A 13,916-nucleotide genomic window follows, 5' to 3' on the forward strand; every position below is an offset into this window, starting at 1 on the left:
ATGCCCAGGAGTCTTCTCAAAATAAACATCGCCAACGAGCTGGACGTGGTGCTGGCTTACAGGCGGGCTATGCAGCTGTCGGAAAAAACAGGGATGGCGCAGGCTAACCAAACCAAGTTCGCAACGGCCGTGTCAGAGATATGCCGCAACGTGGTGGAGCATGTAGGCAATGGCACCATTCAGTTTGGCATTGTGCAGGAGAGCGGCCACAACTACCTGGAGGCCACGGTATCGGACCGCGGTCGCGGCATTGGCAACCTCGATCAGATATATGAACGGGCCAGGTATGTCAGCAGCGCCACATCGCGTGGCATGGGCATTGTCAACTCCCGCAAGCTGGTCGATTTCTTTGAGATCAGGACCGAGCACGAGCAGGGCACTGCCGTGACCCTCCGCAAGCGTATACCTACGCAGTCTCCTGTTTTCACCAAAAGCCTGAAGGAGGTTTGGCTACAGGAGTTTAAAGATGAAGAAGGAATATCGCCGTATGCGGAGATCAAAAAGCAGAACATGCAGCAGCTCGAACTGCTCGAGAAGCTGCGGCTGCGCAACCTGGAGGCAGAACAGCAACTGCAGGAGATCAGGAGGCTGAACCTGCAACTCCAGCAATCCAACTTTGAGATACAGAATCTCTCCGAAGAGCGTGAGCGCCGCAACCTGGAGCTCCAGAAGGTGAACGCAGACCTGGACGCCTTTGCGCACACCGTTTCGCACGATCTGCGGTCTCCGCTTCAAAACATCGGCGGTATCCTCAATTTTCTGGAAGGCAGTTTGCAAACCGGAAACACCGAAGATGCGGTCTCCCTCCTGCCGATGCTGCGGGAGCAGGCCAGCAAGATGGACAAGCTGATCACAGGTATACTGGCCTACTCGCTTGCCGGGCACCACAGCCTGCACCGCCAGATCGTGTCCGTTCGGGTCGTACTGCAGAAAGTGCTGGAGTCGCTCTACATACCGGCGTCATTCAAGATCATTTTGCCGGATGACATGCCCACCCTCTATACCCAGGAAATCTACTTTTACCAGATTTTCAGCAACCTGCTCGGCAACGCGGTAAAGTATCATGACAGGCCGGAAGAGGCCGTGATTGAAGTAGCGTTCAGTTTTGAGTCTGACCAAATCTTGTTTACAGTGCAAGACAATGGCCCGGGAATAGCCCCCGAGGACCAGGAGCAGATCTTCAGTAAATACGAAGCGCTGGGTCACAACCTGACACGCTCTGATAGCTCAGGCCTGGGCCTAGCAATCGTGAAACGCATACTCGAGGAAAAGCAGGGGGATGTTTGGGTGGAGTCAGCAGGGCGCGGCACGTGCTTCGTGTTTTCGTGGCCTGCCAGCGAAGTAGTAGCCGAACCAGAGGAGAATGAGTAAACAACAAAGCCTGTATACCTTGCGGTGTACAGGCTTTGTTCTTTATCATATGGCTTCCTCTAGTTTGTTCGTTTCTGGAAAAACTCGGCCAGTATTTCTTTTACATCGTGGTTGGTGAGCGCCTTGGAGAAGTGCTTCTTCACTTTCTTAAAGCTTTTGATGCGCTCCAGGTCATAAAAGCTCGCTGAGGAAGTCAGCATCAAAATGATCACATGGTCGCCGGCATCCAGGCCTTTGCGCTGGTATTCCTCAAGAAACTCGAAGCCGTCCATCATGGGCATCTTGATATCCAGGAAGATCAGGTCAGGGCATTTAAGAGCATCATCCGGCTTCTCGCCACAGGCTTTGCTCAGATAATCGATTGCTTCTCTACCGTTCTTCAGCACCAGGATCTCTCTTGCTACTTTCATGTCGGTCAACAGGCGCTTGTTCAGATAATTGGTGGTATCGTCGTCGTCTACCAACAGCACTAGGTCAAGCATTTCAGATGCTTCCTTCATAGTTAGTTCTTTATCTCTCCTAAATCAACGGTATGGCACAATTACACCCTTAGATGCTCTTCTACCCGGTTGTGCCACTAACATATCGTAAACAATTAATGTTCAATACTGCGACTTTTTGTGTACTTATATCGCATTATTATACAGGCAACTCAGAACAGCTACCCTACAGCACCACAAAAGTACACTTTTGGACGTAATAATTAAAGCTAATCCAAGGGCTATCTTGTATAAGTTTTTCTGGCAACTATACCTTCTCCTGCTTTTACGCCGGCTTTCTTTTTCTTCTTTTTACTTTTGCCCCGCCACATCACAATGCCTGTCACCCACAGCGTGGCGGGCACCAGGCCCAGAGAGAACCAAAGCATGCGTGTCACCCAGCCTCCCAGCTCCCCGAAGTGCGTCGGCACGAACCAGTTACGGGTAAGCTGCGTGCCGGTTGGAGCCGTGTGTGGGTTGTAATCATACACGATGCCGCCGGTGTATTGGTCCAGGTATACCATCGGCCGGTACTGCGGGCCAGCCTCCAGTTCGGATGATGCCAGGAAGGTCAGGTTGAGCGTTGCAACACTATCGGGGGCCATGACAAGGGTGCGCCGGACGTATCCGGGGTATAGCGCATCCATCCGGTCGAGTGCCTGGTACACGGTGAGCGGTCCCACTCCCTCCTGATAAGAAGACCGCAGCGATTTGACGTAAGGTGTCGGTTCTTTGGCCAGCGTCAGCTTATCAACTACCGCCTGCGTCTGCTCCTGAAAGCCAAAGTATACTCCTGTGACGGCGGCCAGGAACAGCGGTATGCTAAAGTAAAACCCGAATACATTGTGCAGGTCGAAATTCCGGCGCTTGAACGAGGCCTTAGGCTTGAGGCGCAAACCGTCTTTCAGCTGCCGCCGCTTACGGGGGAACCACAGGTATAGCCCCGTCGAAAGCAGCACAAAGGCCAGCAAAAGCGCACTTGTTCCCGTGATCAGGGCACCGGTATCACCCATGGCCAGGTGGCGGTGCAGGTCCAGCACAGTGTCCATCACGCCTCTCCGCTTCTCCAACTGGCCGACATAGCTACCGGTTGCCGCGTCAAAAAAGAGAAAGTGCTTATTGCCCTTTACCTTGACAATGTAGTTCTCCAGTTCACGCACCGGAAAAAAGATGTTCGTCACCGGGCCACCGAACTGCTCTTCAGCATTTTTGACGACAAGGCGCACATCCACGGGGGCTGCTTCCGGCTCAGCGCTTTTGTAGTACTCGGGGTATAGCGCCACCGTCAGCTCGGGCTGAAACACATAAAGCGAGCCCGTTAAGCCCATGAAGGCTAGCACGGCGCCCGCCGTCAGGCCGACCCAGAGATGCAACTGAAGAAGGATTTTGCGCATATACCTGAATTTGAAATCGGCGACACCGCCCCTGTCAGGACAATGCCGCCGATACTATTGATCTCTGATCAGCTCTCTTAAAACCTCACCCCGACGGTGCCCTGCACGGTAGTAGGCGCACCTGGCATGATCACGGTTACCGACTGTGAGCCTTCGTAGTACTTCACGTTAGTCAGGTTCTTCACGTTCAGGGCCGCATGGAAGCGCTTGCTGTTGTAGAACATGGTCGCGTCGTAGCGGGTGTAGCCTGGCAGCATAAAGCTGTTGGCATCATCCACCGGACGATCTTCCACATACGTAAAGCCACCGCCGATACCCAGTCCCTTCAACAGGCCATCCTGTAGTTCGTAAGTTGTCCAAAGGCTGCTGTTGTTATACCCCACGCCTCTGAAGCGACGGCCCACTGTGCGTTTCGGATCGTCTCCACTAAGGGCATCCTTCGTCACGCGGGCGTCGGTGTAGGTATAGGTGGCGATCACATTCAGGCCAGGCAACACCTCCCCTGTGATATCGGTTTCTATACCCTTGCTCTGCACCTCGCCTAACTGCACACTGGCACCGCTCTGCGTCGGGTGAGGCACCACCACATTCTGGCGCGTGATGTCGAAGTAAGCGGCCGTCAGGTTCACGCGGTCGTTCAGCAAACCGATTTTCGTACCGGCTTCGTACTGCACCGAGGTGATTGGCTTGAAGGCCTCGCCCTCCAGCGTCTGTCCTATACCTGGCTGGAAGCCTTTGGAGTAGTTCGCATAAACAGAAACCGGACCGTATACCTCGTACAGCACACCCAGCCTCGGGTTAAAGGCCTTGTTACTTTGTTTGGTCGTTTCGTCTTTCATGCGGTTCTCTTTCTCCTGTTCCCAGAAGTCGTAGCGGCCGCCCAGCAGGACTTTCAGGCGCTGGTTAATGGTGATGAAGTCCTGCAGGTAGAAGCCCAGCACATCCACACGGTCCTGGTAGTCCTGTGAGTAGGTTAGCAGCGAATAGTCCTTGGGCTTCGGGTTATACTGTGGATTCAGGATGTCAAACACGTCGTAAGGGGCACGCTTCACCCAGATGTCAAACACAGAACGCGAAATCTCTATACCACCCACGGCCTTGTGCTCCACCAGTGCGCCGGTGTTGAAGTTGGCGTACAGCTCATTCTGGGTAGCGATGTTGCGGTCGTAGGTGTCCTGGTCCTGGTGCTGTCGGTTGATGCGGAACGAACCGTCTTTCAGGACGGTGGTTTGCTCCACCACATCGCGCGTTTCGGTGGCGTAGTTGTAGTTGAAGGCGTGGCGGAAGCTCAATGCTTCTGAGAACTTGTGCTGCAGGTTGTACTGCGCCATGCGGTTGGTAAACTCCCCTGTATTGCTCGGCTCAAACACCACACGGCTTCTTGGTACGGGAGCAATCTGGCCGTTAACCGAGAAAATGCCGCGGTCAGATGGCTGGTCGTGGTTCAGGAACTCGGTCTCCACGGTCAGAGAGGTCTTGTCAGAGAAATCGTAGGTGATGGCCGGAGCCACGAAAATACGCTTGGTCTTTACGAAGTCGCGGTAGCTGTCAGCACGCTCATACGCAGCGTTAAGTCTGTATTTAAAAGTCTTGGACTCGTTAAAGGAGCCGCCCAGGTCGATGGCAGGTCTCACCAAACCAAAGTTACTGGCCGTGATCTGGATATCCTGGAAGGTATGGGCTGTTGGCTTTTTGGTGGATATGTTCACCATCCCACCCGGGTCGCTCACGCCGTACAGCACAGAGGCCGGGCCTTTCATCACCTCGATCTGCTGGATATTAGCACTCTCGCGGTAAGTGCGCACTGTGTTGCGGAAGCCGTTTTTGAACACGCTCTGCATATCGGTGCGGAAGCCGCGGATCTGGAAAATGTCAGAGCGGCCGCCAAAGCCCGTCTCCATGCTCACCCCGCTCACGTTGCGCATGGCGTCCTCGAGACGCAGTACCTGCAACTGGTCCAGGGCACGGCGCGACACCACCTGCACGGATTGCGGCACCGATTTGATAGGTGCCTCCATTTTGGTGGCCGTGGTAGCGGTACGCTGTAAATACTCCCCACTGCGGTGCGCCGTCACCTGAACCTCGCCTAGCGAATGCGACGACACGGCCAGGTCCACATTGACAAAGGCCGCCTTCCCGCCTGCTACCTCCAGCAATTGCTTTTGCAGGGTATAGCCTATACCCGAAGCCACCAGCGTATAGTTACCAGCCGGTATGTTTTTGATCAGGAACTTCCCCTCGTCATCTGTCGTGGAGCCGTAAGAGGTACCCTCCAGCCCTACGCTGATGCCGGCTATACCTTCGCCTCTTTCGGATTGGATGCGGCCTTCGATGCGGCCTGTGGTTTGTGCAAATACCTGTTGTGCCAGCAGCACAAGGGTACATACGATGGTGAGCGCGCGTTGCATGTATCTTTAATTAGATCAATTCTAAAAAGTGATGCAAAAGTAAGCACCATATCCATAACAGAAAAGAGTTATTTAGATATCTTCTAAATAAGTGACAAAAATCATCGATAGCCAATCAACACCCGCCTTCATACATCCTTTTCGAGCCATTTCAAGTATCTAGAGTGGTACCTGCAAGCAGAGAGTGGTATCGCTTTACAATGAAACAGAACCAAAAGATATGGATACTTACAACCTGAAACCCGAACACATGCGTGCGCCCAACAACCTGACACGCGAGGAAATCGAGAAAAGCCTGGAAGAGCTTGACAGCAAGATCAAAACTCTGAAGGCCCGCGCAAACGCCACCGCTGCCGACTCAAACCATACCTACCACGAGCATGTTGCCGCGCTGGAAGCCAAACGTGAACTGATCGCCAGCAAACTGGGCGACCAGGAGGACAGCCAAAGCAAATGGCAGGGCCTGAAAGACGGCCTCGACAACCTGAGAAAAGACATGGACAACCTGTTCAAATAAAAACAAAAAGCCCCGGCGCTCGGTATAGCGTCGGGGCTTTCTTTTTAAGTTACAGCCGCTGATTAGCCAGCCACCGGCTCACGGAAGCCTACCCAGGTAAAGCGCTTGATCACATATTCAGGGTTCGTGAATGAGGCGTTACCGGCCGGGTTGCCGCCCGTCACGTGGAAATCAGAGAAAGCCGCATTCTGGTTCACATAAATGCCACCTGTCAGGTTAAAGCTCACCGGCGTGCCCGCCAGGCTCATCTCATCCATGATTTTTTCTTTTGTCTCTTCATCCGTGGTATAGGCACCGCAGGAGATCGCGCCGTAATTCATGGCCATCTCTTTTGCCAGTTCAATCGACTGGTCCGTGTCCTTGGTTTTGATGATAAGGGCGATCGGGCCAAACAGTTCGCGGCTGAAGCTCTCCTTCTCCGTAGCGTCTACTTCATAGATCACCGGGGAGCAGGTACGGGCATTTTCGAACATCGGGTTGCTGATGTCGCAGGTGCTCAGTACTTCTCTGCCTTTAACGCTGGCTGCTTCTTTCACACGCGCAGCCGTGGCCGGGTTCTGGATCGCCCCCAAAATGTGCGGTCCGGCTTTCGGATTGTTCACCAGACCCGTTACGGCATCGGCCAGTTTTTTTACCACTTCTTCGTAAGGCATCATCTCCTCACCCACTTTCACGCCTGTCTCAGGCACGAAGAAGTTCTGAGGCGCCGTACACATCTGCCCGGAGTAGAGGCTAAGCGAGAAAGCCAGGTTTTGGGCCACTTTGTCAATGTCCTGCACCGAATCCAGGATGATCGAGTTCACGCCTGTTTTCTCTGTGAAAGTAACTTTGCCCGGCAGGCTTTCCACGTAGTTACCGAACTCCGTACCGCCTGTGTAGTCGATCAGTTTTACCCTCGGGTTCTCGGCCAGTTCTTTGGTGATAAGGCGATCATCCGCGTCTACACCCAACTGGCAGATGTAAGGGCTCAGGCCATTTTCCACCAGCACTTTCTGCACCTCTGCTACCACAATGGCGATAGGCAGTACTGCTTTCGGGTGCGGCTTCACGATAACCGGGTTGCCGGTAACAAGGCTTGCATACATGCCCGGTACTGTGTTCCATGTCGGGAAGGTAGAGCAGCCGATCACCAGGCCGATGCCTTTCGGCACGGCGCGCCAGCTCTTGTTCAGTTTGAGGTTATACTTGCCCATTGGCTTCTCCCACTCCATGTGCTCCGGAAAGCGGGTCTGCTCTTCGTAACCGGCCGCGATTGCCTCCAGCGCCCGGTCAGCGGCATGCGGTCCCGATGCCTGGAACGACATCATGTAGGCCTGGCCTGTTGTGTGCATCGTAGCATAGGCGATTTCGAAGAAACGGGTTTTCATGCGCTCCAGCGACTCCACCAGGATGGCAGCGCGGTCAACTGGCTTTACCTTGCGCCACTGGTGGAAAGCTTCGTCGGCACGCTCCACCAGCGTTTCTGCACTAAAGTAAGGGTACTTGATACCTAGTGGCTGCTGCTCATAAGGCGATTCTTCCTGACCTGCCCAATTTTCAGCGCCATCGTGCACCAATTCTGTAAACTTGTTGTTAAGATGCTGCTTATACCTCTCACGGCCTTCCTTATCGGCATTTTCGCCATAGATGTCAGGCATCGGGTTTTCAGGATATTGGGCAAAAAAACGACGCTCGTGCAAGGCTTTCACAGCGTTTTCTAGAATAGGAAGATGTTTATTTTTCAAATCCGAGGTCATAGTATTTATTTTATATAATTAAACACATATATTAGAATCATATTGTTGGAAAGTTACGTATTTTTTTATTAAGCTCGGGAAGCATCTTTAAATTTCGCCGTGCTGTATGCGCTTTACTTTATACCTCTCCCAACTCAGGCAGAGGTTGTATTCACCTAATAGTTTAATATGATTTAATGTTTACCCCAGGGCCAGTGGTTTACCGCTGCATACTTTCTTTCCTGTTTCTAGTCCTGAGTTCGTCCCTGCTGGCTGCGCAGCATCTGCCCGCTCCTGCAGGTATTGGTTCCGCGACTAAACCGCATACCGTCGTCTACAAGCTCAAGCCGCCGTCCGGCAATCAGTTGCGCATGGCTAACGGAAACCCCATGCAAAAAGCCTTGCAAAAGGTAGGTGCCAAATCGGTGGAGCAGAAGTTCCCGGGCAAAGCGCCCTCCCCTTTCGCCCGGAAAGCCCGCGTGGACCTCTCGCTAATCTACGAACTGAAATACGACCCTTCGCATAACCTGGAAGCCGTACAGCAAGCATTACTGGCAACCGGCTTGGTAGAGTATGTGGAACCCCTGTACGAACGGGTACCCCTTTACCAGCCCAACGACCCTGCCTCCGACTCGACAAAAACCTCGCAGGCATACCTGAGAAACATACAGGCCTATGGCGGCTGGGCCGTGCAAAAGGGCGATACCAACATCGTGATCGGTGTTCTGGATTCCGGCTTCCGCTTTACGCACGAGGACATCAAGAATAAGATCAGGTATAATTACGACGACCCCATCGATGGGATTGACAACGACGGTGACGGACTGATCGATAATTTCTACGGCTGGGATTTCGGGGACAAGGACAACATCCTGACGGATGACTCTCCCTACAAAGGCCACGGCACGAAGGTGGCAGGCGTGGCAATCGGCGAGGCCGACAACGGCGCAGGTATAGCCGGGGTGGGCTTCCGTACCAAGTTTATGCCGATCAAGGTTTTCCCATCTACTTCGTATGGCAGCTTTGGAGGCTACGAGGCCATTGTGTATGCGGCAGACAAGGGTTGCAGCATCATCAACCTGTCCTGGGGAGGTACGGGATTTTCGAAGTTTGAGCAGGACATCATCAACTATGCGGCGCTGGAGAAGGATGTGGTGATCGTGGCAGCAGCTGGCAACACCAATGCATTTGTAAACATATATCCGGCGGCCTATGACAACGTGCTGGCTGTGGGCGGCACGCATAACGATGTAAAGACAAACGGCCATACCTGGAACTACAGGATTAGCCTGACAGCCCCAAGCCAGAGCATCTATAGCACCACCTACAGCCGCGACAACTCCTATGGTAGCGACACCGGCACTTCGCTGGCGTCCCCGCTCGTGGCAGGTGCCGCCGCGCTCCTTCGCTCCCAGATGCCACACCTCAACGCCGTGCAGGTGATCCAGCGCCTGCGCGCGACAGCCGACGACATTTACCACCTGCCGGAAAACGCAGCCTACCACGAACTACTCGGCAAAGGACGCCTGAATGTGAAACGAGCCCTACGGGATACCCAGGCAAAGTCGGTGCGCTATACTTCTTTCAGCGTCGTTGACAACAAGGTGGCACAGATTGGCGACACGCTGCTGATTCACCTGAGCCTGATGAACTACCTGGACCCAACCACTGCATTGAAGCTGACCCTCACCTCCACTTCACCTTTCATCAAGGTGTTGGATGACAATGAACTCAACATCGGTGCCATGGGCACGCTGGCGACAAGCAACAACCACAGCAAGCCATTCCGGTTCGTGGTGCTCCCGGATGCGCCGCCCAATGCCCAGGCTACCTTCAGAGTCGGTTTTGCGGACGGTGCGTACCAGGACTTCCAATACTTCCAGCTACCCGTCAACCCCGATTACCTGACGCTGAACGCTAACAACCTGCACGTCACCCTGAACAGCAAAGGCAACCTCGGGTATAACGGGTATAATTTCGGGCAGGGTGTCGGCATCACCTACAAGGGCAGCACCTCCATGATCTTTGAAGGTGGGCTCATTGTCGCTGCTGCCCCGGACCGTGTCTCAGACAATGTGCGCAATGCCAGCTGGCAAACGGACAACGACTTTGTAGCGGTGAGCGCTGCCCGACTGCGTCACAACACAGCAGTTGCGGACCAGGAGATCAGTGGCGTGATGCGCGACAAATTCCCCGCTCCGGCCCAGGCGGGCGTGCAAGTAAGCTACAAGGGGATGGCCTGGAGCGAGTCGCCTGACGCCGACTACATTATACTGGAGTACCGCATTCGGAATGTGACACCTGACACGATCAAAACCCTGCATGCCGGGCTGTTCGCCGACTGGAATATAACGGATGCCTACCTGAATGTGGCCGACTGGGACGAAACGCTGAATATGGGCTACGTTTATAACATGGGGCAGGCTTCGCCTTATGCAGGCATCAGGCTGCTTTCCGTCACCCCGCCATCTTACTACGCGATCGATAACCTGTCCGGGGGCTCCTCTACCTTCGCGATTGCCGACGGCTTTAGCATGCAGGAGAAATACAGAGCGCTGACGGGCGGCGTGGCGAGGAAGAAAGCCTGGGGCAGCGGCTACGGCAATGATGTGGCCCATGTCGTGGGCACGACGGCCAACAGTTTAGCACCGGGACAGAGCCAACTGGTTTCATTTGCCATTGTGGCCGGCGACGATCTGGAGCAGCTCCGACAGAACGCCAGAGCTGCGCTCACAAAATACCAGGTCATGAAGGCCGGGCCAGCGCCCTTGGCCATCAGCGACACGGTGTGCGTGGGCGCTTCGATCAGCCTGGCGCCAGCAGGTGGCAAGCAGTTTAAGTTTTTTGCGGACGAGGCCAAAACAAAGCTCCTGGGCGCTGGCAATAACTTCAACATCGCCGCACTCGACACCAGCACTATCCTCTACGTTTGCAATGCCGACTCTTTATTTGACAGTCCGCTGGTACCTTTCCAACTGGTGGTAGCCAATTCCCCCGTGGCCGGTTTCAGCATTGTGCAACCACAGGAGCAACTGGAGCCTGGCAAGAGCATCGACTTCCGCAATGAAAGTGCGCATGGCAACAGCTGGCGATGGAATTTTGGCAACGGAGATACCTCCACGGAACAGCACCCCAGCTATACCTACGAACTGCCTAGCACCTATGACGTTTCCCTGATTGTCTCGAATGCCGCTGATTGTGGTGAAGACACCGTCATCCGGCGGATAGAAATCAAGCAAAACGGAACCGTCGTTCCGCCGTTGGAAGCTCCTCCCCATTTTCAGGTATACCCTAACCCGGCTGTGCACGAACTGCATGTTGCCTTGCCGAAAGCGGATGCCCCGCTCACCCTGTTTATGACGGATGCCATGGGTCGCCGGGTTAGTCCGAAGTTACGTAGTCGTATGCCACACAAGGCCATTTACGACCTGAACGGTTTGGCAGAAGGGCTTTACATTGTTCAGCTGACGTACGAGCAAAATACCACGACCAGCCGCCTGCTGATCATCAGGCCATAGCCGGAACCATTAACAGGAGCTATAGCTTAACAAAACCTATACCTGCATCAAAGCAAAACGCCCCGTTCTTTCGAGCGGGGCGTTACTATTATTGGGAACTGGTCGCTAATTAACCGTTAGCTGACTGCTTCTGCTGCAGACGGATCAGGTTGAGGGCTGAACCAGCCTTGAACCACTCGATCTGACCTTCATTGTAGGTATGGTTTACCATGAAGGCGTCCTGAGAACCGTCTTTGTGCGTCAGCACCACTTTCAGCGGAACACCTGGCGTAAAGTTCTCCAGACCCAGGATATCGATCGTGTCGTTCTCCTCGATCAAGTCATAATCCGCTTTGTTGGCGAACGTAAGACCCAGCATACCCTGCTTCTTCAGGTTGGTTTCGTGGATACGCGCGAATGACTTCACGATAACGGCACGAACACCCAGATGGCGCGGCTCCATGGCAGCGTGCTCACGGGATGAACCTTCGCCATAGTTCTCGTCACCTACCACTACGGTACCGATGCCGGCAGCCTTGTAAGTACGGGCTGTGGCAGGCACGGTGTCGTAACCACGCGTCATGTCGTTGTATACCTTGTTGGCCTCACCGTTGAAGGCGTTGATGGCACCGATCAGCATGTTGTTGGAAATGTTGTCCAGGTGACCACGGTACTTCAACCACGGCCCCGCCATGGAGATGTGGTCAGTCGTACACTTGCCCTGTGCTTTAATCAGGAGCTTCAGACCTTTCAGGTCAGTGCCTTCCCATGGCTTAAAGCCTTCCAGTAACTGCAGACGGTCAGATTTCGGATCTACTACGACTTCTACGCTGCTACCGTCTTCTGCTGGGGCTACATAGCCTGCGTCTTCCACGGCGAAGCCTTGCGGTGGCAATTCAATGCCTCTTGGCTCGTCCAGCATCACTTCTTCACCATCTGTGTTGATCAGCTTGTCAACCAGCGGGTTGAAAGTCAGGTCACCGGCAATGGCGAAAGCCGTTACGATCTCAGGGGAAGCCACGAACGCGTGTGTGTTCGGGTTACCGTCGTTACGCTTGGCAAAGTTACGGTTGAAGGAGGTGATGATCGAGTTTTTGCGGGTTGGGTCGTCTGTGTGACGCGCCCACTGGCCGATGCACGGTCCGCAGGCGTTTGCCAGTACAACACCGCCCATCTGTGCGAACGTATCCAACAGACCATCGCGGGCTGTTGTGAAGCGCACCAGTTCAGAGCCCGGTGTGATGGTGAACTCAGCCTGCGCAACCAGTTTCTTGGAAACCGCCTGCTCCGCGATAGAAGCCGAGCGGGTCAGGTCTTCGTAAGAAGAGTTCGTGCAGGATCCGATCAGACCTACTTCCAGTTTAGATGGCCAGTTGTGCTCTTTCACCACAGCGGCGAACTGAGAGATTGGCCAGGCGGCATCCGGCGTAAACGGACCGTTTACGTGCGGCTCCAGTGTAGACAGGTCGATCTCGATCAGTTGATCGTAGAAAGCAGCCGGGTTAGCGTATACTTCGTCATCGGCACGCAGGTAGGCTGCCACCTCGTCTGCCATTTCTACTACTTCTTCGCGGTTGGTGGCGCGCAGGTAGGCACGCATGCTGTCGTCGTAAGAGAATACCGATGTAGTCGCTCCGATCTCAGCACCCATGTTACAGATGGTACCTTTACCGGTACAAGACATAGACTCGGCACCATCGCCGAAGTACTCCACGATAGCGCCCGTTCCGCCTTTTACAGTAAGAATACCGGCCACTTTCAGGATCACGTCTTTCGGTGAAGTCCAGCCGCTCATTTTGCCGGTCAGTTTCACACCGATCACTTTCGGGAATTTAAGCTCCCAGGCCATGCCCGACATTACGTCAACGGCGTCAGCTCCACCTACACCGATCGCGACCATACCCAGACCACCGGCGTTTGGTGTGTGGGAGTCCGTACCGATCATCATACCGCCCGGGAAGGCGTAGTTCTCGAGTACCACCTGGTGGATGATACCGGCACCTGGCTTCCAGAAGCCGATGCCATATTTATTTGAAACAGAGGCAAGGAAATCGTATACCTCTTTGTTTTCAGTATAAGCGTCCTGCAAGTCCTGGTCGGCACCTACACGGGCCTGGATCAGGTGATCGCAATGCACCGTAGAAGGCACAGCCACCTGCGGCTTGCCAGCCTGCATAAACTGAAGCAAGGCCATTTGTGCCGTTGCGTCCTGCATAGCCACCCTGTCCGGAGCGAAGTCCACGTAGGTCTTGCCACGCTCAAAAGACTGAGTCGCGTTGCCATCGAAAAGGTGTGCGTACAAGATTTTCTCTGTCAGGGTAAGCGGTCTGCCTACTGCGTTACGGGCAGCATTCACGCGCTCGGCCATCCCGGCATACACTGCCTTGATCATTCCTAAATCAAATGCCATAGTTTTGCTATTGTTATGATGTTTAATGCTTCGTTGTGAAGTTTACAAATGTACGAAATATGAGTGTTTAAGCACAACATTAGCGGTCATGAATATAACATTTCCACCACCGCCTGCGCTATTCA

Annotated in this window: 8 protein-coding genes; 3 read left to right on the plus strand and 5 right to left on the minus strand. The window is 54.0% G+C overall.

Annotated features, from left to right (window positions below):
• The gene (locus tag IEV97_RS04250; RefSeq protein WP_188500233.1) at nucleotides 1-1,371 is read left to right on the plus strand and encodes a sensor histidine kinase; all 1,371 of its coding nucleotides are present in this window, start codon (nucleotides 1-3) and stop codon (nucleotides 1,369-1,371) included.
• 59 nt (nucleotides 1,372-1,430) lie between these two features.
• Here the strand turns inward: IEV97_RS04250 and IEV97_RS04255 are convergent, their stop codons facing one another.
• The 3 genes from IEV97_RS04255 to IEV97_RS04265 form a co-directional block, all read right to left on the minus strand.
• Nucleotides 1,431-1,871 (minus strand): response regulator, encoded by a 441-nt coding sequence (locus IEV97_RS04255; protein WP_188500234.1) that lies wholly within the window; start codon nucleotides 1,869-1,871, stop codon nucleotides 1,431-1,433.
• A 221-nt stretch (nucleotides 1,872-2,092) separates the two neighbouring features.
• On the minus strand, nucleotides 2,093-3,244 hold the full coding sequence (locus IEV97_RS04260; RefSeq protein WP_188500235.1) for a PepSY-associated TM helix domain-containing protein: 1,152 nt from the start codon (nucleotides 3,242-3,244) through the stop codon (nucleotides 2,093-2,095).
• A gap of 77 nt (nucleotides 3,245-3,321) precedes the next feature.
• Nucleotides 3,322-5,652: a TonB-dependent receptor gene (locus IEV97_RS04265; RefSeq protein WP_188500236.1), complete on the minus strand. Its 2,331-nt coding sequence runs from the start codon at nucleotides 5,650-5,652 to the stop codon at nucleotides 3,322-3,324.
• A gap of 220 nt (nucleotides 5,653-5,872) precedes the next feature.
• Here IEV97_RS04265 and IEV97_RS04270 point away from each other — a divergent pair, with 220 nt between their 5' ends.
• Complete coding sequence (locus IEV97_RS04270; protein WP_188500237.1) at nucleotides 5,873-6,169, plus strand: sll1863 family stress response protein; 297 nt, start codon at nucleotides 5,873-5,875, stop codon at nucleotides 6,167-6,169.
• Between the two features lie 62 nt (nucleotides 6,170-6,231).
• Here the strand turns inward: IEV97_RS04270 and paaN are convergent, their stop codons facing one another.
• Nucleotides 6,232-7,905, minus strand: a complete 1,674-nt coding sequence (gene paaN, locus IEV97_RS04275; RefSeq protein ID WP_188500238.1) for a phenylacetic acid degradation protein PaaN — start codon at nucleotides 7,903-7,905, stop codon at nucleotides 6,232-6,234.
• A 194-nt stretch (nucleotides 7,906-8,099) separates the two neighbouring features.
• Between paaN and IEV97_RS04280 the strand changes: the two genes are divergently transcribed.
• Nucleotides 8,100-11,402 carry a S8 family serine peptidase gene (locus IEV97_RS04280; protein WP_229733787.1) on the plus strand — a complete coding sequence of 1,101 codons (3,303 nt, stop codon included), beginning with the start codon at nucleotides 8,100-8,102 and terminating at the stop codon, nucleotides 11,400-11,402.
• Nucleotides 11,403-11,511: 109 nt separating this feature from the next.
• Here the strand turns inward: IEV97_RS04280 and IEV97_RS04285 are convergent, their stop codons facing one another.
• Nucleotides 11,512-13,791, minus strand: coding sequence for an aconitate hydratase (locus IEV97_RS04285; protein WP_188500239.1), 2,280 nt, complete (start codon nucleotides 13,789-13,791; stop codon nucleotides 11,512-11,514).
• Nucleotides 13,792-13,916: the final 125 nt, after the last annotated feature.

This window comes from Pontibacter amylolyticus (assembly GCF_014638845.1).
Lineage (GTDB): Bacteria > Bacteroidota > Bacteroidia > Cytophagales > Hymenobacteraceae > Pontibacter > Pontibacter amylolyticus.

Bases quoted from the DNA above. Each gene is read 5' to 3' on its own strand.
- IEV97_RS04255 (WP_188500234.1), bottom strand. From the start codon at position 1,871: ATGAAGGAAGCATCTGAAATGCTTGACCTAGTGCTGTTGGTAGACGAC.
- IEV97_RS04265 (WP_188500236.1), bottom strand. From the start codon at position 5,652: ATGCAACGCGCGCTCACCATCGTATGTACCCTTGTGCTGCTGGCACAA.
- paaN (WP_188500238.1), bottom strand. From the start codon at position 7,905: ATGACCTCGGATTTGAAAAATAAACATCTTCCTATTCTAGAAAACGCT.
- IEV97_RS04285 (WP_188500239.1), bottom strand. From the start codon at position 13,791: ATGGCATTTGATTTAGGAATGATCAAGGCAGTGTATGCCGGGATGGCC.
- IEV97_RS04250 (WP_188500233.1), top strand. From the start codon at position 1: ATGCCCAGGAGTCTTCTCAAAATAAACATCGCCAACGAGCTGGACGTG.
- IEV97_RS04270 (WP_188500237.1), top strand. From the start codon at position 5,873: ATGGATACTTACAACCTGAAACCCGAACACATGCGTGCGCCCAACAAC.
- IEV97_RS04260 (WP_188500235.1), bottom strand. From the start codon at position 3,244: ATGCGCAAAATCCTTCTTCAGTTGCATCTCTGGGTCGGCCTGACGGCG.